The organism is Enterobacter cloacae complex sp. 2024EL-00214 (assembly GCF_043945575.1).
Lineage (GTDB): Bacteria > Pseudomonadota > Gammaproteobacteria > Enterobacterales > Enterobacteriaceae > Enterobacter > Enterobacter cloacae_P.
Map to the genome: position 1 here is coordinate 1 of NZ_JBIMRC010000007.1, position 21,184 is coordinate 21,184.

Consider the following 21,184-nt stretch of genomic DNA (forward strand, 5'->3'; position numbering starts at 1 on the left):
TTTGCCTGGCGGCTTTAGCGCGGTGGTCCCACCTGACCCCATGCCGAACTCAGAAGTGAAACGCCGTAGCGCCGATGGTAGTGTGGGGTCTCCCCATGTGAGAGTAGGGAACTGCCAGGCATCAAATAAGAAGAACCCCGTACCGGAAGGTGCGGGGTTTTTTGCTTTGCGTGTTTTAAAATGCCCGGCGGCGGTTGCACCTGACCCAGGCTACAGAATACCCCCACAAACTAATCACCCCAACTTCCTGCTTATACGGTAAACTAACTGCGTTTTTGCATCAGGATAGCGTCTATGAACCACTCCCTTAAGCCCTGGAATACCTTTGGTATTCAACGGAATGCTAATCAAATTGTACGTGCCGATACTGCTCAGCAACTGCTGAATGCATGGCAAAGCGCAACAGAAAACGACGAACCCGTACTGATTCTGGGCGAAGGAAGTAATGTCCTGTTTCTTGATGATTTTGCGGGGACGGTGATCGTTAACCGCATCATGGGAATTGATGTTGAAGAGAGTGCCGATAGCTGGCATCTGCGCGTGGGTGCCGGAGAAAACTGGCACAATCTGGTGCAATATACCCTCGAAAAAGGAATGCCGGGCCTGGAAAACCTTGCCCTCATTCCGGGCTGCGCTGGATCATCACCTATTCAAAATATCGGTGCTTATGGCATCGAACTAAAACACGTCTGTGAATATGTCGACTGTATTGAGCTGGCGACCGGAACAGCTCTGCGCTTAACGGCAGAACAGTGTCGTTTCGGCTACCGTGACAGTATTTTCAAACATGAGTATCAGGATCGCTACGTGATTGTGGCCGTGGGTTTATGTCTGTCAAAAAGCTGGAAACCTGTTCTGACCTACGGCGATTTAACGCGCTTTGATCCGACAACAGTTACTGCCCGTGAGGTTTTTGACTCGGTTTGCCATATGCGAATGACTAAACTTCCTGATCCGAAAGTGAACGGAAATGCAGGAAGTTTCTTCAAAAACCCGGTGATCAGCAGCGAAAATGCGGAAAAACTTCTCGCAGGTTGGCCAACAGCACCTCATTACCCTCAGGCCGATGGCAGCGTGAAGCTGGCCGCAGGCTGGCTTATCGATCAATGCCAGTTAAAAGGTACCTCAGTAGGTGGTGCAGCCGTTCATCGTCAGCAGGCACTGGTGCTGATTAACCAAAGCAATGCAACCAGCGATGATGTGGTACAGCTGGCACATCACGTGCGTCAGCGCGTGGGCGAAAAATTTAACGTATGGCTGGAGCCAGAAGTCCGCTTTATTGGCCGTACGGGTGAAGTTAATGCCGTGGAGACCATCGCGTGAAGGACAATACCATCCCCTTAACCCTGATCGGTATCCTGGCTGATGGTGAGTTTCACTCTGGTGAACAGCTGGGTGAGCAACTGGGCATGAGCCGTGCCGCCATCAATAAGCATATTCATACTCTCCGCGACTGGGGGGTTGATGTATTCACGGTTCCCGGAAAAGGCTACAGCCTGCCGGAGCCGATTCAGTTACTGAACGAAGAGGTGATCCGCCGTCAGGTAGGAGGAAACGTTGCCGTACTGCCAGTGATTGACTCGACGAACCAGTATCTTCTGGATCGACTGAGTGATCTGGTGTCGGGCGATGCCTGCGTTGCCGAGTATCAACAGGCCGGGCGTGGTCGTCGTGGCCGCAAGTGGTTCTCGCCGTTTGGTGCCAACCTCTATCTTTCCATGTTCTGGCGTCTTGAGCAGGGGCCAGCTGCCGCCATTGGCCTGAGCCTGGTGATCGGCATTGTGATGGCGGAAGTCCTGCATGACCTGGGGGCTGATAACGTACGCGTGAAATGGCCAAACGATCTGTATCTGAACGACCGTAAGCTTGCCGGTATTCTCGTCGAACTGACAGGAAAAACAGGCGATGCTGCGCAGATCGTAATTGGTGCTGGCCTTAATATGGTTATGCGTAATGTACAGAACGACGTCGTGAATCAGGCCTGGACTAACCTGCAGGAAGCGGGGATCACCATCGATCGTAATACCCTTGCCGTGCGTATGATTAAAGAACTACGCAGCTCTCTGTCTCTCTTTGAACAGGAAGGGCTGGCACCGTTCCTGTCGCGTTGGGAAAGGCTGGACAACTTTATCAACCGGCCGGTGAAATTACTGATTGGTGATAAAGAAATCTACGGTACCTCCCGTGGCATTGATGCACAGGGCGCATTGCTCCTGGAGCAGGATGGCGTGATCAAACCGTGGGTAGGTGGTGAAATTTCACTGCGAAGTGCTGAATAACCGGATTGAGTTAATTATGCGAAAACCCATATGTGCCACGCTGGCTGTGATGATGAGTTTGCTGTTCTCTCCTCTCTCTCAGGCGGGTCAGGCCTGGGAAAGTTATAAAACACGCTTTTTCAAACCGGAAGGCCGGATTGTCGATACCGGCAATGGTGACGTTTCGCATACGGAAGGTCAGGGGTTCGCCATGCTGATGGCGGTGGCAAACAACGATAAAGCCACGTTCGATAAGCTCTGGCAGTGGACTGATAGCACGCTGAAGAACAAAGAGAACGGTCTGTTTTACTGGCGTTATAACCCCGGAGAGTCGAACCCGGTTGCCGACAAAAACAACGCTTCTGACGGCGATGTGTTGATTGCATGGGCGCTGTTAAAAGCGGATACACGCTGGCATGACAAGCGCTACAGTACTGCATCGGATGCCATCACGAAATCGTTGATTGCTCACAATATGATCCGCTATGCGGGTTACCGTGTGATGCTACCCGGTGTGCAGGGATTTAACCTGGACAGCGAAGTGGTGCTTAACCCTTCCTATTTCGTGTTCCCGGCCTGGCAGGCATTTGCAGACCGTAGCCATCAGAAGGTCTGGCGCGAATTGATTCTGGATGGGCAACGGCTGCTGGGGAAAATGGGTTCGGGTAAAGCTAACCTGCCGACTGACTGGGTCTCTCTGGAAGCGGGTGGCAAGCTGGAACCCGCCAAAACCTGGCCACCGCGCATGAGCTACGATGCCATTAGAATCCCGCTGTATGTCGCCTGGTCGGATAAACACAGTCAGCTGTTAACCCCATGGCGTACCTGGTTTAATCAATTTTCCCGGGAGCAAACCCCGGCATGGGTCAATGTCACAACGAATGAGTATGCCCCTTACATGATGGAAGGGGGGCTGCTGGCAGTACGTGATTTAACGATGGGGCAGTCATCCGGAGAACCCGAAATCACCGCCAAAGATGACTATTACTCCGCGAGTCTTAAGATGCTTGTCTGGCTCGCAGAGCAATAATACTGGCACCCGTTATACCCTCTCCCCTATGGGAGAGGGTAAGTGAGTTACTGCGGATACGGTACCCAGTCTCCACCATTCAGACGAACATACGGTTTGTTCTGGTACTGAATCACCACCGCGTTGGCGTTCTCTGAAACCTCTGCGGTTTCCGGCAGGCCACTGGTGAGCTGATTCCAGTTCACGTTATCTTCCACAAACAACTTACCGTCTACCGCTCGGGCAACCAGCTCTGAAATCGCCAGGTAGCTACCTGGTTTAGTGATCTCAATTGGCGCGCCCTGATGCGGAGCCTTCATGCCAAAGAATTTAACCCCGGCAGGTACGTTGGTGATGGACGGGCTTGGAATGTCACGCAGGCCAGAAACCTGCATTCTGTCACCTTTCAGCGCGCCACCGTGTTCCGGCACCACAATCACCATCACTTTACGGCCTGATTTTTCCAGCTCAGTGAAGAATGCATCCAGCTCATCAAAGAACTTCTGCGCACGAATCTTGTAATCGGCCGTTTTGCTCACGCCAGGATAATGGTTACCGTCGTGAAGTAGCAGAGTGTTATAGAACGTCGCGCTGCGCGGATTGCTGTCTTTTTCAATGGTCTGCAACCAGCGTTGCAGCACGGCGGTATCGTCATAAACTGGCGAACCGTCGAAGCCCAGCAGCGCCACCGGCAGACCGGTTTGATCCATCAGCGGTGCTTGCATTCCACCTTCTGCACGTACTTCTTTCAGGAAGTCACCGAACTGGCCGTTATGACCCAGCATCAGGTGCTGCGTGAAGCCCAGTCTGGACAGGTTATCAAAGAGATAACACTGGTTGCCGGCTGGCTGATACAGGTTCTTATGCGATGGCTGGCCGCAGCTGGCGCGCATCAGACGGATCGCCGCCGGGCCGCTGTACGACGTGGCGGAGTTGAAATCTTTAAACTGAATATCGAAGCGTGACCACAGTGGGTGCGACATTAAACCGGCGGCATCCACGTCTGCCCATGAGAGAGAACAGATGTTGATCACCAGCAGTTCAAACGGCTGGGCATCTGCAGGCAGCGCATCCGGGAACTTGGTCTGGCGCTTATCTTCTGCGGTATAGAAGCTGGAGAGCCAGGCGTTCAGGTTGGCAGAGGTGGGTGGGGCGGTCTGCGTTGGGATATCTCCCACCACAGGTGTATCACCTGCTGTCGCAATGGTTGCTGCCGCAGCGCCACCCGTGGCGGCGACCGTCGTGGTCGGCTGGCCAACGGGCCACAGGGAGAAGCTCGACCCTGCCAGCGTCAGCACGTTAAGCCAGACCATAATGGCGACGACAAACACTGTGACGCGAAGCCACTGCGCCAGGAACAGCCAGGCAACCAGCAGCACAAACACCGCGCCAATCATCTGCCAGTTAATGAAACGCTCGGTCAGGTCGACGATATAGCCGGAACTAAAGCTCGCAACCTGTGAGCCCTGGCTCATGATGCTGTCCGGCCCCGGTAGCCAGGTGTCATGCCAGAACAACGCAAAGCCCACCGGGATGGCAACCCAGTGGCGCAGGCGATGCAGCCTGATATTTGGCAGAGGCATCAGCAGGAAGGCCATAAACACTAGGTTGAGCAGCGGATGGAAGTTCAGGTACCCTGCCCACAGCAGGCCAAACTTCACCAGAAAGTAGAAGTTCCAGCCGGAAAGGCCGCGCCAGTATTGCCAGAGCGGCGAAGGTGCCGAAGCGGTATAGGTAGAATTAGTCATGTTTTCGATTTGCCCTGGAGTGTGAATTCCGTGTCAGTGTACCGGCTGGTTTAACGTAGCGTGGTCTTACAAACAGCACTCTGGCCGTATTACAAATACGGTGCAGTGAATGGCGCGCATAGTAACCAAGCGGGAAAAAGATCAGCGCACAAAATACGACCAGTTGAATGATATCGCTGATATTCATGATGATGCGTTCTCCCCGTTCTCTGGTAATAAGCGAAGTGGTTCTGGCACCCGACGCCAGACATGTCCGTCATGCTTAGCATTGAGAACCGGTTTGAAATTGCTGGTCATAGGGAGCGGTTTAACCCAGTGCTCAGGTTCGAGGGTGCGCATCTGCACAAGCTCTGCAGCGATCAGGTTATCTTCGAACCAGGTCATACGGTTCGAGAATATATCTCCGGTTGGCAGAGGGAAGATATGATTCAGCGCGGTGTCGAGATCGTTGATTCGACAGAATGACAAAAACAGAACCAGACGGTTGCCGCCAATCGTCATGATATCCCCGGTGCGGTTCGGGCGGCACAAGGTCAGTGCCTGCTCAACGCGGATACCCGGTACCGGACGAAGAGCCACCATTACCCCTTTCCCGTCTGCCGGAAGCAACGTGTTGTTCATCATGTTGCCGACGGCATCGCAGAAGGTATCCCACTTCTGGTATCCGCGCAGTTTCATCGGTTGGGTCATAGAGAGCAACGTGGAGATGTCTTCCGGCACATGGCGGTTAAACTGCTGACCCTGAATACTTTCGAGAAGCGTCAGGCAGCGTGACAGCGGGGCATTCCACGGTATGACCATATTCGCACCGCAGCCCAGCAGCAGGCGCTCGTCTGTGGCACGCAGGCTGGTATTATTTTCGCGCACCACAATTTTTAGCGCACTGCCGCGCTGGCGGCGTAAGGTGTGAATTTGTCTTGCCAGTGTTTCTATCTGGTTATTCTGCGTTAATGAGAAAACAATGGTTGCTGCCTGGGTGGTACGGGCTTCATGAAACAGGGCTTCGTTGGTTTCAAACAGTGACCAGTTTTCAGAAAGCGCGGGTGCGCCTTCTAATACTGCAAGATGGCTCAGAATGCGTTTTTCATCGCTGCGCGGTTGAACCACGGTTTCTTCAAGGCGTGCGAGATGCCACTCGCCCTCAATAAGTTTGAGCGTCAGTTGCTGTCTGGCACTCACCCCTTTTTCATTACACCAGAATGCAACGTCGTAGAGATAACTGTCCGCCTGGTCATGGATACTTGCCAGCCCGGAGAGGGAGCGATATTGACTCATTAAAAGCGAGACGAGCTTGTCGTTATTACTGCCAGGGTTGATGACCAATAGTGTGCAATTTTGAAATTTTGCCCATTTATTGATTTTTTCCAGCCAGTGCAGCAGTTTTTCAACAGGGATATTTTGCAGAGCGTTATTAGAACATTTGAGGATAAGTAGATAGTGATCAGGGTCAATAGAGCACTGGACGTCGCGAGTCATAAAGTATAGACCATCGGTTTTCGCGGGCATGGTAAATAATTTTACGGTCTGCGGTCCACGATCGCTTTCAAGCTCGATGATGTTTTTAGGCTCTTCGCCCATGCTAATGACTGCCACGCGAGCATCCTTGTCCTGTGCAGCAATTGTCTGGTTTACCAGACGGATAGCATCTTCATTGCGATCCGTATTCACCCACCAGACTCCTCCGACTGGCATGTGGCGCAATTCGTCCCATAATGACTGGATGCCAATAGAAAATATGGAGTTCACGGTGTCCCTCTTTTCGTTTAATTTATCTGTATCTCAGTTTACTAGCGAAAGCGTAGAAATAAACCTAACATTGAAATTAAAGAACATCAGATTTAGCATGTAAACGAAAATTCATAGGGCAGGAAGCCTCGTGACATCTGATCTTGCGGCTTTACTCAAAGGGATGAAAAAAAATGCATAATAACGAACCTGGAACACCCGTTGACTCAAGTCTGGGTTACACATTCCAAAATGATTTTCTGGCGCTGACGCAGGCTTTTTCATTGCCTGAAATAGATTACACCGATATTTCCCAGCGGGAACAGTTGGCCGCGGCTATTAAACGCTGGCCGTTATTAGCTGAATTAGCCCAACAACAATAAGGGAGCCATTGATGGCCATACTCGGATTACAGGGCGTCCGTGGGGGAGTGGGTACAACATCCATTACCGCGGCGCTGGCGTGGTCATTACAGCTGTTAGGCGAGTCGGTGCTGGTTATTGATGCCTGCCCGAATAATTTGCTGCGTATGTCTTTCAACGTTGACTTCGCTCATCAGGGAGGCTGGGCACGTGCGTTGCTGGATGGTAAAGACTGGCGAGATGCCGGGTTGCGCTATACCTCTCAGCTCGACCTGCTGCCTTTCGGGCAACTGACCATCGATGAGCGTGAGAATTACTACGCAAACCAGCCCACACTGGAGGCATTTATCCACGCCCTGCAGCGCCTTAAAGAAAAAGGCCATTACCAGTGGATTTTACTGGATCTGCCGCATGGCTACGCTCCGCTCACGCGTCAGCTTATCGCGCAATGTGACCATATCCTGTCCATTGTGAACGTTGATGCAAATTGCCATATCCGTTTGCACCAGCAAGTGCTGCCCAAAAACCCCCATCTGCTGATTAACGATTTACGCGTTGGCAGCCAGGTGCAGGACGACCTGTACCAGGTTTGGCTGCAAAGCCAGCGCCACCTGCTGCCGATGGTGATTCACCGTGATGAGGGGATGGCCGAATGCCTCGCTTCCAAACAGCCACTCGGCGAATACCGTAGCGATTCACTGGCGGCAGAAGAAGTTCTGACGCTGGCGAACTGGTGTCTGCTGCACTTCGCCACCGGGGCGGAGCCAGCCGGGAGTTCCGTATGAGCCGTCTGTCCACCTGGTTACTCATCCCGCCGGTCAGTTCGCGTTTAAGCGAACGCTACCGGCATTACCGTCGGCATGGTGCTTCATGGTTTAGCGCCACGCTCGGCTGTTTCTGGATGATCCTGGCCTGGATGTTCATTCCGCTCGAACACCCTCGCTGGCAGCGTATTCGTGCGCGGCACAGTGAGCTTTATCCGCATATTAACCCTGACAGACCGCGGCCATTAGATCCGGCGCGTTATCTTATTCAGGCTATCTGGCTGGTGGCGACCACGCCCCAGTCGGACAACAAGTCCACACGCTGGCGCAGCTTCGAACGTGCCCATCAATTACGTGAACGCTACCACCAGTGGCTGGATAAATTGCCCGACCGTGTCGGCGATCGCACCAGTCACCTGGATAACCACAAAGAACTCGGACACCTGCATCCGGGATTGCGGCGTTTTATCCTCGGCGTGATCGTGGTGTTCTCGCTCATTCTGGCTCTGGTCTGTATTACTCAGCCCTTTAACCCTCTGGCGCAGTTCACCTTCCTGATCCTGCTGTGGGGTGTGGCGCTGCTGGTGCGACGTATCCCGGGGCGCTTCTCCGCTCTGATGCTGATCGTGCTGTCGCTGACCGTCTCCTGTCGCTACATCTGGTGGCGTTATACCTCGACGCTGAACTGGGATGATCCGGTAAGCCTGGTGTGTGGTTTGGTGCTGTTGTTTGCAGAAACCTACGCCTGGATTGTACTGGTGCTGGGCTATTTCCAGGTGGTCTGGCCGCTCAATCGCCAGCCTGTGCCGTTGCCAAAAGATACGTCGCTGTGGCCGACTGTCGATCTCTTTGTGCCGACCTACAACGAAGACTTGACCGTCGTGAAGAACACGATTTACGCGGCGTTGGGCATCGACTGGCCGAAGGATAAACTCAAAATCTGGGTGCTTGATGACGGTGGCCGTGAAGAGTTCCGCCAGTTTGCGAAAGAGGTGGGCGTGGAGTATGTCGCCCGAACCACCCACGAACACGCGAAAGCCGGGAACATCAACAACGCGCTGAAATATGCCACAGGGGAGTTTGTCGCCATCTTTGACTGCGACCACGTGCCGACGCGCTCGTTCCTGCAAATGACGATGGGCTGGTTCCTCAAAGAGAAACCGCTGGCGATGATGCAGACACCACACCATTTCTTCTCGCCGGATCCGTTTGAACGTAACCTTGGCCGTTTCCGTAAAACACCAAACGAAGGCACGCTGTTCTACGGTCTGGTACAGGACGGGAACGACATGTGGGATGCGACCTTCTTCTGTGGTTCGTGTGCCGTCATTCGCCGCAAACCGCTGGATGAAATTGGTGGCATTGCCGTCGAAACCGTCACCGAAGATGCCCACACTTCACTGCGTCTGCACCGTCGCGGTTATACCTCTGCCTACATGCGGATCCCGCAGGCAGCAGGTCTGGCAACGGAGTCACTTTCGGCGCATATCGGCCAGCGTATTCGCTGGGCTCGCGGGATGGTACAGATTTTCCGTCTCGATAACCCGCTGCTTGGGAAAGGGTTAAAGCTGGCGCAGCGGCTGTGCTACGTCAACGCCATGTTCCACTTCTTATCCGGTATTCCGCGGCTGATCTTCCTGACCGCGCCGCTGGCGTTCCTGCTTCTTCATGCTTACATCATCTACGCGCCTGCGCTGATGATTGCGCTGTTTGTCTTGCCGCACATGATCCACGCGAGCCTGACGAACTCGAAGATTCAGGGCAAATATCGCCACTCGTTCTGGAGTGAAATCTACGAAACAGTGCTGGCCTGGTATATCGCACCGCCAACGATGGTGGCGCTGATTAATCCACATAAAGGCAAATTCAACGTCACCGCGAAAGGTGGCCTGGTGAAAGAAGAGTATGTCGACTGGGTGATCTCCCGTCCGTACATCTTCCTCGTACTGCTCAATATCGTTGGCGTCATTGCCGGCGTCTGGCGTTACTTCTACGGCCCTGAAAACGAGATCCTGACGGTATTCGTGAGTATGGCATGGGTGTTCTACAACCTGATTATCCTCGGCGGCGCGGTGGCGGTGTCGGTGGAAAGCAAACAGGTACGTCGCGCGCATCGTGTTGAAATCAGCATGCCTGCGGCGATAGCCCGTGAAGATGGCCATCTCTTCTCCTGTACCGTGCATGACTTCTCGGACGGTGGTCTGGGTATCAAAATCAACGGTCAGGCGAAGGTGCTGGAGGGGCAGAAAGTTAACCTGCTGCTCAAGCGTGGTCAGCAAGAGTATGTCTTCCCGACGCAGGTTGTGCGTGTGTTAGGCAATGAAGTCGGTCTGCAGCTGATGCCGCTGACCAAGAAGCAACATATTGATTTTGTGCAGTGTACGTTTGCCCGCGCGGACACGTGGGCTCTCTGGCAGGACAGCTTCCCGGAAGATAAACCTCTGGAAAGCCTGCTGGATATTCTGAAGCTGGGGTTCCGTGGCTATCGTCACCTTGCAGAATTTGCCCCGTCATCGGTGAAATTAATTTTCCGGACACTTACTTCGCTGGTTTCCTGGGTCGTGTCGTTCATTCCTCGTCGTCCTGAGCGGGATGAGGCGAAGCAGGCGGACCCGGTTATGGCTCAACAATGATGATAACGCGATGAAAACAAAACTTTCCTGGTTATGTGCAGTGGCAATGGGGATGAGTGCGCTCCCCGCAACAATGGCTAACGCAGCGCCTGAAAACGCAGCAGCCACGGCTGCCTCAACGGTTCCTGTGGTTGCGGTCACAGCAGCATCCGGTCAAACGGAGAACGTTGCTGCGAACTTGTCTGCGGAGGGGAACACGCTGTCGGCAGACCAGAGCGTCGTCGGGCAGGTTATGCCGGGAGTCCGTGGTGCTAACGCGCCCGTTGTCGCGGAAAATGCCCCGTCGCGGGACGTGAAGCTGACCTTTGCCCAGATTGCCCCACCTCCGGGCAGCATGGTGCTGCGTGGCATCAACCCTGATGGTGGCATTGAGTTTGGCATGCGCAGCGATGAAGTCGTATCGAAGGCGATGCTGAATCTCGAGTACACGCCATCTCCGGCGCTTCTGCCAGTACAATCGCAGCTCAAGGTTTACCTGAATGACGAGCTGATGGACGTACTGCCTGTCACGAAAGAACAGCTGGGTAAAAAAACGCTGGCACAGGTGCCAATCAACCCGCTGTTTATCACCGACTTTAACCGCGTCCGGCTGGAGTTCGTGGGTCACTACCGTGACGTGTGTGAAAACCCGGCCAGCAGCACGCTGTGGGTGGACGTGGGTCGTAACTCATCGTTGCAGATGACCTACCAGTCGCTGTCGCTGAAAAACGATCTCTCGTCGTTCCCGATCCCGTTCTTTGATCCTCGCGATAACCGTCAGTTAACGCTGCCGGTGGTGTTCGCGGCATCCCCGGACGTGACCCAACAGCTGGCGGCCACCATTGTGGCATCCTGGTTTGGCTCCCGTTCCGCCTGGCGCGGACAGAACTTCCCGGTGATGTTCGATCAACTGCCGGATCGTAATGCCGTGGTCTTTGCGACCAATGACAAACGTCCATCTTTCCTGCGTGATCATCCGGACGTGAAAGCCCCTACGGTTGAAATCATGAGCCACCCTGACAACCCGTACGTAAAACTGCTGGTGGTGTTTGGTCGTGATGATAAAGATCTGGTGCAGGCAGCAAAAGGGATTGCGCAGGGTAATGTCCTGTTCCGTGGTACCAGCGTGGTTGTCGATGATGTGAAGCCACTGCTGGCGCGTAAACCTTACGATGCGCCAAATTGGGTGCGTACCGATCGTGCCATTACCTTTGGTGAGCTGAAAACCTATGAAGAACAACTTCAGTCGACGGGGCTTGAGCCTGCACCTGTCAACCTGTCACTGAATCTACCGCCCGATCTGTATCTGCTGCACACGAACGGGATCGATATCAATCTGAAGTACCGCTATACCGCGCCAGCCACCAAAGATAGCTCGCGTATGGATATCAGCCTGAACAACCAGTTCCTGCAATCCTTCAGTCTGATCAGTACTCAGGACAACAACCAGCTGATGCTGCGTCTGCCGGTGCTGCAGGGGCTGCTGGATGGTAAAACCGATGTCTCTATTCCGGCGCTGAAACTGGGTGCGGTGAACCAGCTGCGCTTTGACTTCCAGTACATGAACCCGATGCCTGGCGGTTCGGCGGACAACTGCATCACCTTCCAGCCGGTGCAGAACCACGTCGTGATTGGTGACGAGTCGACCATCGACTTCTCGAAGTTCTATCACTTCCTTGCGATGCCGGATCTGCGTGCGTTTGCTAATGCCAGCTTCCCGTTCAGCCGCATGGCTGACCTGTCTGAATCCATTGTTGTGATGCCAAAAGCGCCAAACGAAGCTCAGGTTACCACCCTGCTGGACACAATGGCGTCGATGGGGGCGCAAACGGGCTTACCGGCGATTAACGTCACGTTGACCGACGATGGTAGCCAGATCCAGAACAAAGATGCCGACATCATGCTGATCGGGAGCATCCCGGATAAGCTGAAGGATGAAAAACGCGTCGACTTGCTGGTGAAGGCGACCCAGTCCTGGGTTAACACACCGCTGCGTCAGACTGAATTCCCGAGCATCATGCCGGATTCCAACGATCGTCAGGCCAGCGTACAAACGACGGTAACCTCTCAGGGGGCGATGGCTGCGGTTGTTGGCTTCCAGTCACCTTACAACGACCAGCGTAGCGTGGTAGCACTGCTGGCGGATAGCCCACGCGGTTATACGTTGCTTAACAATGCAATGAATGACAGTGGTAAGCGTGCGTCTATGTTTGGTTCGGTCGCGATCATTCGTGAATCGGGGGTCAACAGCCTGCGCGTAGGCGATGTCTACTATGTGGGTCATCTGCCGTGGTTCGAGCGTCTGTGGTATGCCCTGGCTAACCATCCGGTGCTGCTGGCTATTCTGGCTGCAGTGAGCGTGGTGTTGCTGGCATGGGTGCTGTGGCGTCTGCTGCGAATCATCAGTCGTCGTCGCCTGAACCCGGATCGTGAGTAAGATGTGATGAAAGCCTTTCACTGGTGTGTGTTAGCCGCGTTGATGCTGGCGACGACGAGTCTTCGCGCCGCCTGCACCTGGCCTGCCTGGGAGCAGTTTAAACAGGACTACATCAGTGAAAGCGGGCGTGTCATTGATCCCAGTGACACGCGCAAAATTAGTACATCTGAAGGGCAAAGCTATGCGCTGTTCTTTGCGCTGGCAGCGAATGACCGTAAGACGTTTGACCTGCTGTTGACATGGACGCGCGACAATCTTGCCCAGGGGAATTTACACGACCATCTGCCGGCCTGGTTATGGGGGCAGAAAGACAAAGGAAACTGGGCGATTATTGATACAAACTCCGCGTCGGATGCTGATATCTGGATTGCCTGGTCACTGCTCGAAGCGGGTCGGTTATGGAAACATCCGGACTACACCCGCACAGGCAAGGCATTACTTAAACGCATTGTCAGCGAGGAAGTGGTGAAAGTGCCAGGGCTTGGCTCGATGCTGCTGCCGGGTAAAGTCGGCTTTGCCGAGGCACATGTCTGGCGCTTTAACCCCAGCTATCTTCCCCCTCAGCTGGCGAGCTATTTCACGCGTTTTGGTGCCCCGTGGACCACGCTTCGTGAAACGAACCTGCGCTTACTGCTGGAGACTGCGCCGAAAGGTTTTTCCCCGGACTGGGTGCAATATCAGAAAAACAGAGGCTGGCAGTTAAAGCAGAATAAATCGCTGGTGGGTAGCTACGACGCCATCCGTGTCTACCTCTGGGTGGGCATGATGAGCGATCAGGACCCACAGAAGGCCAGGTTGCTGGCGCGTTTACAGCCGATGGCCGCAATGACAACGAAACAAGGTGTGCCGCCGGAGAAAGTGGATGTGGCAAGCGGGAAACATACGGGCAAAGGCCCGGTTGGTTTTTCCGCCTCACTGCTGCCTTTTTTACAAAAGCGTGACGCGCAGGCGGCACAACGCCAGCGTGTTGCAGACCATTTTCCCGATAAAAATGCCTATTACAGCTACGTGCTGACCCTCTTTGGACAAGGATGGGATCAGCATCGTTTTCGCTTCACCGCAAAAGGTGAATTAATACCGGATTGGGGCCAGGAATGCGCAAGTTCACATTAAATCTACTCAGTTTATCGCTTGGCCTGGCTTTGATGCCGTTGGCTCAGGCCGCGAATTCCCCGCAACAGCAACAGCTGCTGGAACAGGTACGTCTGGGAGAATCGACGCAGCGCGAGGATTTGGTTCGTCAGTCGCTCTATCGTCTTGAACTGATTGACCCGAACAACCCTGACGTCATTGCCGCACGCTTCCGTTACCTGCTGCGTCAGGGGGATACTGCCGGTGCGCAAAAAGAGCTGGATCGTCTGAAAGGGATTGCGCCGAGCTCCGGTGCCTACCAGTCGTCGCGCAATACGATGCTGCTTTCCACCCCTGATGGTCGTCAGGCGCTACAGCAGGCGCGTTTACTGGCCACGACAGGTCACACCCAGGAAGCGATTGCCGCGTATGACAAGCTCTTTGCCGGAAACCCGCCTGGCGGCGATCTGGCGACAGAATACTGGAACGTGGTGGCGAAAGACCCGGCTCGCCGCAGTTCGGCCATTAACCAGCTGAAGAAAATCAATGCCAGTAGCCCCGGCAATACGCAGCTGCAGGCGACGCTGGCGCAACTACTGTTCCAGAGCGGACGCAGTGATGAAGGCTTTGCTGTGCTGCGGGAGATGGCTAAATCCAACGGTGGCCGTAGCCAGGCGTCTGATATGTGGTATCAGCAGATCAAAGACCAGCCAGCCAGCAGCGCCAGCGTTAGCGCGTTGCAAAAATACCTGAGCGTGTTTAGTGACGGTGATAGCGTGGCGGCGGCGCGTTCACAGCTTGAAGCGCAGCAAAAACAGCTCGCCGATCCAGCGTTCCGTGCAAAAGCGGAAGGATTAGCAGCCGTCGATGCCGGGCAGGGCGGTAAGGCGGTGGCAGAGCTGCAAAAAGCGGTCAGCGCGAATCATGCCGACAGTGAAGCCGTTGGCGCGCTGGGCCAGGCGTATTCGCAGAAAGGCGATCGTGCCCGCGCGGTCGCTCAGTTCGAAAAGGCGATCGCCCTCGATCCGCAGAGTGATAACCGGGGTAAATGGGATAGTCTGCTGAAGGTTAACCGCTACTGGCTGCTTATCCAGCAGGGTGACGCCGCGCTCAAGGCGAATAACCCTGCACAGGCGGAGCGTGACTATCAGCAGGCGCGTAACATCGACAATACCGACAGCTACGCGGTGCTGGGGTTGGGCGATGTCGCGGTGGCGCGCAAAGATAATGCGGCTGCCGAGCGCTATTATCGTCAGGCGTTGCGTATGGACAGCGGTAACAGCAATGCGGTACGCGGCCTTGCCAATATCTATCGCGCGCAGTCCCCGGAGAAAGCCTCACAGTTTATTCAGTCGCTGTCTGCCAGCCAGCGTCGCAGTATTGATGATATTGAACGTAGTCTGACCAACGAGCAGCTCTCTTCCCAGGCAGAACAGCTGGAAAACCAGGGAAAATACGCTCAGGCCGCAGAAATTCAGCGCCGTCGTCTGGCGCTCTCTCCCGGAGATGTGTGGATAACCTACCGTCTGTCGCGCGATCTCTATAGCGCAGGCCAGCGCAGCCAGGCGGATAACCTGATGCGTCAGCTTGCCAGCCAAAAACCGTCCGACCCGGATCAGGTCTATGCAAACGGGCTTTACCTGTCGGGTAACGATCAGGACAGAGCCGCGCTCGCACATCTGGACAAGCTGCCGCGTAGCCAGTGGAACAGCAATATTCAGGAGTTGGCCGATCGCCTGCAAAGTAATCAGGTGCTGGAAACGGCGAACCGTCTGCGGGATAGCGGTAAGGAGCAGGAGGCGGAGAATATGCTCCGTCAGCAACCGGCTTCCACCCGTATTGATTTAACGCTTGCGGACTGGGCACAGCAGCGTGGCGATCGCGAGGCCGCGAAAACCGCCTACGGCACCGTTTTACAGCGTGAGCCGCAAAACGAAGATGCGATCCTCGGTCTGACCGAAGTGTATATTGCTGAAGGCAATAAAGACGCTGCGCGTGCAGAGCTGGCGAAACTGCCTGCCGCACAGCATGGCCAGCCGTTGTCACTCAACATGCAGCGCCGGGTGGCGATGGCGCAGGCGGGTCTTGGCGATTCTGCCGCCGCAGAACAAACGTTCAGCAAAATCATCCCTCAGGCCAAATCGCAGCCCGCTTCTATGGAAAATGCGCTGGTGTTACGTGATGCGGCGCGTTTCCAGGCGCAAAACGGCCAGCCTCAACAGGCGCTGGAAACGTATAAAGATGCGATGGTGTCGTCCGGTATCACAACCACGCGTCCGGTTGACAATGACAGCTTTACCCGCCTGACACGAAATGATGAGAAAGATGACTGGCTGAAGCGCGGCGTACGCAGCGATGCCGGTGATCTGTACCGTCAGCAGGATGTTAACGTCACGCTGCAACACGATTACTGGGGTTCAAGCGGCACGGGCGGATATTCCGACCTCAAAGCGCATACCACTATGCTGCAGGCAGATGCACCGCTGGCGGATGGGCGTATGTTCTTCCGCAGTGACCTGGTCAATATGGATGCCGGTTCGTTTGCCACCAAAAACGGGGAATACGATCCTAAATGGGGTACCTGTGCGGAAACGCCTTGTCATGGCAATACTAATCAGTCGGCAAATGGCGCGAGCATCGCCGTAGGCTGGAAGAACAAAACCTGGGCGATGGACATCGGTACGACGCCGATGGGCTTTGATGTGGTGGATGTTGTTGGCAGCCTGAGCTATAGCAATGACCTGGGCCCAATTGGCTATACCGTTAATGCCCATCGTCGCCCAATTTCCAGCTCCGTGCTGGCTTTTGCCGGTCAGCATGACTCCAATACGGACACCACATGGGGCGGCGTACGTGCAACCGGTGGTGGCGTGAGCATAAGCTATGACAAAGGTGAGGCGAATGGTATCTGGTCAAGCCTGAGCGCGGACAGCCTGACGGGTAAAAATGTGGAAGATAACTGGCGCGTCCGCTGGATGACCGGTTACTACTACAAGATCATTAATCAAAATAATGAGCGCCTGACAGCCGGCCTGACTAACATGCTCTGGCATTATGACAAAGATCTGAGCGGCTATACCCTGGGACAGGGCGGCTATTATAGCCCGCAGGAGTATGTCTCCTTTGCATTACCGGTGACCTGGCGGAAACGCACTGAGAACTGGTCGTGGGAACTGGGTGGCTCCGTGTCGTGGTCGCATTCAAAAACTGACGATGTGCTGCGCTATCCGCTTCAGGGGCTAATCCCAACCGATGAGCCTGGTCGTTACACCGACAGGGGTGTGATGGAAACGGGCAGCAGTTCTTCAGGAACCGGTTATACCGCAAGAGCCATCATTGAACGCCGTGTGACCTCCAACTGGTTTGTCGGTCTCGGTGTTGATATTCAGGAAGCGAAAGATTACACCCCGAGCCATGCGCTGCTCTATGTGCGTTACTCCGCAGCGGGCTGGCAGGGCGATATGGACTTACCGCCGCAACCGCTCATACCGTACGCAGACTGGTAATCAGATTTAGCTTAATCCATGTGTAAGGCTCTCTAAAAAGTGTAGCAATCGGGTATACTCAGGCGCACCAGGTTTACCCCCTGGTGCGCCTTGCGCTTCGAGTTTTGTGGAGAGTCATTTTGCGTGTCAGCCGTTCTTTAACGATCAAACAGATGGCGATGGTTTCTGCCGTCACGATGCTGTTTGTATTCCTCTTCTGCGTTATTTTGCTGTTTCATTCCGTACAGCAGAATCGCTATAACACGGCTTCGCAATTAGAAAGTATTGCGCGCTCGGTGCGCGGCCCACTCTCAGCTTCTATCCTGAAAGGGGATATCCCCGAAGCGGAAAGTATTTTAAAACGCATTCAGCCTGCCGGTATTGTCAGCCGGGCGGATGTGGTGTTACCTAACCAGTTCCAGGCACTGCGGATGAGTTTTATCCCTGAACGGCCCGTCCCAATGATGGTTATGCGCCTGTTTGAGCTGCCGGTACAAATCTCGCTACCCGTTTATTCGCTCGAACGACCAGCCAACCCCCAGCCGTTAGCTTATCTGGTGCTGCAGGCGGACTCATACCGCATGTATAAGTTCGTGATGAACTGGGTGGCTACGTTAGTAACTACTTACTTACTTTTGACGCTCATTCTGAGCGTGGCGCTCACCTGGTGTATTAACCGGTTGATTGTTCACCCCTTGCGTCACATCGCCAGGGAGCTGAATAACCTTTCGCCACAGAATCAGGTGGGACACCAGCTTGAGCTGCCACGCCTTCATCATGACGATGAGATAGGCATGCTGGTGCGCAGCTACAATATCAACCAACAGCGCATCCTGCGTCAGCAGGACGAGTTAAACAGCAGCGCCACGCGATTTCCGGTGTCGGAGTTACCCAACAAAGCGTTTCTGATGGCGCTGCTGGAGCAGACTGTTGCCCGCCAGCAGACAACGGCGCTGATGGTGGTTGCCTGTGAAACTCTGCAGGATACGGCGGGTGTGCTTAAAGAGAGCCAGCGCGAAGTGTTGTTGCTGACGCTGGTGGAAAAAGTGAAATCCGTCCTGGCACCGCGCATGGTACTGACCCAGGTGAGTGGTTATGACCTGGTGATTATTGCTCATGGTGTGAAAGAGCCGTGGCATGCCGTCACATTAGGTCAGCAAGTGCTCACTGTCATTAATGAGCGGCTGCCGGTTCAGGGTATCCAGCTTCGTCCGAGCGCCAGCATCGGGATTGCGATGTTTTACGGCGACCTGACGGCAGAACAGCTTTACCGTCGCGCGTTCTCGGCGGCCCAGACTGCCCGCCGCAAAGGGAAAAACCAGATCCAGTTCTTCGACCCGGAGCAAATGGAAAATGCGCAGCAGCGCCTGACCGAAGAGAGCGATATTCTCACCGCGCTGGATAACCACCAGTTTGCCATCTGGATGCAGCCGCAGGTGAATTTGCTGACGGGCGAGGTTAAAAGTGCCGAAGCGTTGCTGCGTATGCAGCAGCCGGATGGCTCGTGGGAGCTACCTGAAGGGTTTATCGAGCGTATCGAGTCCTGCGGCCTGATGGTTACCGTAGGCTACTGGGTGCTTGAGGAGTCGTGCCGCCAGCTTGCCGCCTGGCAGGCGCGTGGCGTGACCCTGCCGCTGTCGGTGAATCTGTCAGCCCTGCAGCTTATGCACCCGACGATGGTTTCTGAGATGCTGGAGTTGATTCATCGTTACCGGATCCAGCCCGATACGCTGATTCTGGAAGTGACGGAAAGCCGTCGCATTGACGATCCGAATGAGGCGGTCGCGATCCTGAAACCGCTGCGAAATGCCGGTATTCGTATTGCGCTGGACGATTTTGGCATGGGCTACGCCGGGTTGCGTCAGCTCCAGCACATGAAAACACTGCCGGTGGATGTCCTGAAAATTGACAAAGCCTTTGTTGACGGGCTGCCGGATGACAGCAGCCTGGTGCAGGCCATTATCCATATGGCACGCAGTCTCAACCTGCATGTGATTGCAGAGGGCATCGAGACGGAAGCTCAGCGCGACTGGCTGGCTGAAGCGGGTGTGGAAAGTGGACAAGGCTTTTTGTTTGCTCGCGCCGTCCCGTCGGATGTCTTTGAGCAACGGTATATTTCCAGCGCTGGCAATAACGCAAAAGTGTAATTTTGTTGCTGGCTTGTGCGAGTCAGCTCAAAGTTTTTAACATTTGTGTTTCAAAGTTGATGTTGGTTTATTTCTGTCATGTTTTACGGGTGTTATTTTAAAGCCGCAGGCTAACCATAACTTTATAAAGCCTGTGGTTTTTCTTCCCAAGGACACCCTATGAAAACCTCTCTCTTCAAAAGCCTTTACTTTCAGGTCCTGACAGCCATCGCAATCGGTATTCTGCTTGGCCACTACTACCCTGAACTGGGCGCACAAATGAAACCGCTTGGCGACGCGTTCGTTAAGCTCATCAAAATGGTTATCGCTCCGGTGATCTTCTGTACGGTGGTGACCGGCATCGCTGGCATGGAAAGCATGAAAGCGGTGGGTCGTACCGGTGCAGTTGCGCTTCTTTATTTCGAAGTGGTCAGTACCATTGCCCTGATTATTGGTCTGATTATCGTTAACGTGGTGCAGCCAGGTGCGGGCATGAACGTTGACCCGTCGACGCTGGACGCCAAAGCGGTCGCGGTTTATGCCGACCAGGCGAAGGATCAGGGCGTTGTGGCCTTCCTGCTGGACATTATTCCGGGTAGCGTCATCGGCGCATTCGCCAGCGGAAACATCCTGCAGGTGCTGATGTTTGCCGTGCTGTTTGGCTTTGCTCTGCACCGTCTGGGCAGCAAAGGCCAGCTCATCTTTAACGTGATTGAAAGCTTCTCGCAGGTCATCTTCGGCATCATCAATATGATCATGCGTCTGGCTCCGATTGGTGCCTTCGGTGCAATGGCGTTCACCATCGGTAAATACGGTGTGGGTACGCTGGTGCAGCTGGGTCAGCTGATTATCTGCTTCTATATCACCTGTATTCTGTTCGTGGTGGTGGTGCTGGGGTCAATCGCCCGCGCGGCGGGTTTCAGCATTTTCAAATTTATCCGCTACATCCGCGAAGAGTTGCTGATTGTTCTGGGCACGTCGTCCTCTGAATCTGCACTGCCGCGTATGCTCGATAAGATGGAAAAACTGGGCTGTCGTAAGTCGGTGGTGGGGCTGGTTATTCCAACGGGCTACTCATTTAACCTGGATGGCACGTCGATCTACCTCACGATGGCCGCGGTGTTTATCGCTCAGGCAACAAACAGCCATATGGATATTTTCCATCAGGTTACCCTGCTGGTGGTGCTCCTGCTCTCATCTAAAGGGGCGGCAGGTGTAACAGGCAGTGGCTTTATCGTGCTGGCGGCGACCATTTCGGCGGTGGGGCACCTGCCGGTGGCCGGCCTGGCGTTAATTCTCGGTATTGACCGCTTTATGTCTGAAGCCCGTGCGTTAACCAACCTGGTCGGTAACGGTGTGGCAACGGTGGTGGTGGCGAAATGGGTGAAAGAGCTGGATCACAAAAAGCTCAATGACACGTTAAATAATCGTCCGGCTGACGGCAAAACCACAGGTTTATCCTCTTAATCTCCTGATAAATGCCCGTATTCCCTTGTCGGGATGCGGGCTCCTGCGCATAATAACTGCTCATACCTGTCATAATTCGACAAGATTTTTTTTGGGTATATTTCACTTCTGACCGTGACG

14 protein-coding genes and 1 rRNA gene are annotated in these 21,184 nt (G+C 54.4%); 12 read left to right on the plus strand and 3 right to left on the minus strand.

Features of this window, described 5'->3' with window-relative positions:
- Window positions 1-4 precede the first annotated feature (4 nt).
- The 4 genes from rrf to ACHHZ6_RS09810 all read left to right on the plus strand — a co-directional run bounded on the left by rrf (window position 5) and on the right by ACHHZ6_RS09810 (window position 3,288).
- Window positions 5-120: ribosomal RNA gene (gene rrf / locus ACHHZ6_RS09795) — 5S ribosomal RNA — on the plus strand.
- Window positions 121-294: 174 nt separating this feature from the next.
- Entirely contained in the window at window positions 295-1,323 is a 1,029-nt protein-coding gene (gene murB, locus ACHHZ6_RS09800; RefSeq protein ID WP_182273008.1) for a UDP-N-acetylmuramate dehydrogenase, read from the plus strand.
- Window positions 1,320-2,279 carry a bifunctional biotin--[acetyl-CoA-carboxylase] ligase/biotin operon repressor BirA gene (gene birA / locus ACHHZ6_RS09805; protein ID WP_182919099.1) on the plus strand — a complete coding sequence of 320 codons (960 nt, stop codon included), beginning with the start codon at window positions 1,320-1,322 and terminating at the stop codon, window positions 2,277-2,279. The genes murB and birA overlap by 4 nt, the downstream gene beginning before the upstream one ends.
- Before the next feature lie 16 nt (window positions 2,280-2,295).
- The gene (locus ACHHZ6_RS09810) at window positions 2,296-3,288 is read left to right on the plus strand and encodes a glycosyl hydrolase family 8 (protein WP_395122164.1); all 993 of its coding nucleotides are present in this window, start codon (window positions 2,296-2,298) and stop codon (window positions 3,286-3,288) included.
- A gap of 47 nt (window positions 3,289-3,335) precedes the next feature.
- Here ACHHZ6_RS09810 and bcsG read toward each other — a convergent pair whose 3' ends face one another.
- The 3 genes from bcsG to bcsE are packed head-to-tail and all read right to left on the minus strand — an operon-like array spanning window position 3,336 to window position 6,761.
- Window positions 3,336-5,015, minus strand: a complete 1,680-nt coding sequence (gene bcsG / locus ACHHZ6_RS09815) for a cellulose biosynthesis protein BcsG (protein WP_182273005.1) — start codon at window positions 5,013-5,015, stop codon at window positions 3,336-3,338.
- On the minus strand, window positions 5,008-5,202 hold the full coding sequence (bcsF, locus tag ACHHZ6_RS09820; protein WP_182273004.1) for a cellulose biosynthesis protein BcsF: 195 nt from the start codon (window positions 5,200-5,202) through the stop codon (window positions 5,008-5,010). Before bcsF ends, bcsG begins: the two co-directional genes overlap by 8 nt.
- The gene (bcsE, locus tag ACHHZ6_RS09825) at window positions 5,199-6,761 is read right to left on the minus strand and encodes a cellulose biosynthesis c-di-GMP-binding protein BcsE (protein WP_182919097.1); all 1,563 of its coding nucleotides are present in this window, start codon (window positions 6,759-6,761) and stop codon (window positions 5,199-5,201) included. The genes bcsF and bcsE overlap by 4 nt, the downstream gene beginning before the upstream one ends.
- Window positions 6,762-6,934: 173 nt before the next feature.
- Between bcsE and bcsR the strand changes: the two genes are divergently transcribed.
- The 8 genes from bcsR to ACHHZ6_RS09865 all read left to right on the plus strand — a co-directional run bounded on the left by bcsR (window position 6,935) and on the right by ACHHZ6_RS09865 (window position 21,064).
- Window positions 6,935-7,123, plus strand: a complete 189-nt coding sequence (bcsR, locus tag ACHHZ6_RS09830; RefSeq protein ID WP_182273002.1) for a cellulose biosynthesis protein BcsR — start codon at window positions 6,935-6,937, stop codon at window positions 7,121-7,123.
- Between the two features lie 11 nt (window positions 7,124-7,134).
- Window positions 7,135-7,887 (plus strand): cellulose biosynthesis protein BcsQ, encoded by a 753-nt coding sequence (bcsQ, locus tag ACHHZ6_RS09835; protein ID WP_182919096.1) that lies wholly within the window; start codon window positions 7,135-7,137, stop codon window positions 7,885-7,887.
- Window positions 7,884-10,499 (plus strand): UDP-forming cellulose synthase catalytic subunit, encoded by a 2,616-nt coding sequence (gene bcsA / locus ACHHZ6_RS09840; RefSeq protein WP_395122165.1) that lies wholly within the window; start codon window positions 7,884-7,886, stop codon window positions 10,497-10,499. Before bcsQ ends, bcsA begins: the two co-directional genes overlap by 4 nt.
- A 10-nt stretch (window positions 10,500-10,509) precedes the next feature.
- A complete protein-coding gene (bcsB, locus tag ACHHZ6_RS09845) occupies window positions 10,510-12,915 on the plus strand; it encodes a cellulose biosynthesis cyclic di-GMP-binding regulatory protein BcsB (protein ID WP_395122166.1) in 2,406 nt (801 codons plus the stop codon).
- Between the two features lie 6 nt (window positions 12,916-12,921).
- Window positions 12,922-14,028, plus strand: coding sequence for a cellulose synthase complex periplasmic endoglucanase BcsZ (gene bcsZ / locus ACHHZ6_RS09850; protein WP_395122197.1), 1,107 nt, complete (start codon window positions 12,922-12,924; stop codon window positions 14,026-14,028).
- Complete coding sequence (bcsC, locus tag ACHHZ6_RS09855) at window positions 14,010-17,492, plus strand: cellulose synthase complex outer membrane protein BcsC (RefSeq protein WP_395122167.1); 3,483 nt, start codon at window positions 14,010-14,012, stop codon at window positions 17,490-17,492. Before bcsZ ends, bcsC begins: the two co-directional genes overlap by 19 nt.
- A gap of 119 nt (window positions 17,493-17,611) precedes the next feature.
- Window positions 17,612-19,618, plus strand: a complete 2,007-nt coding sequence (gene hmsP, locus ACHHZ6_RS09860) for a biofilm formation regulator HmsP (protein WP_230857833.1) — start codon at window positions 17,612-17,614, stop codon at window positions 19,616-19,618.
- A gap of 159 nt (window positions 19,619-19,777) precedes the next feature.
- Window positions 19,778-21,064 carry a dicarboxylate/amino acid:cation symporter gene (locus tag ACHHZ6_RS09865; protein WP_182272997.1) on the plus strand — a complete coding sequence of 429 codons (1,287 nt, stop codon included), beginning with the start codon at window positions 19,778-19,780 and terminating at the stop codon, window positions 21,062-21,064.
- Window positions 21,065-21,184: the final 120 nt, after the last annotated feature.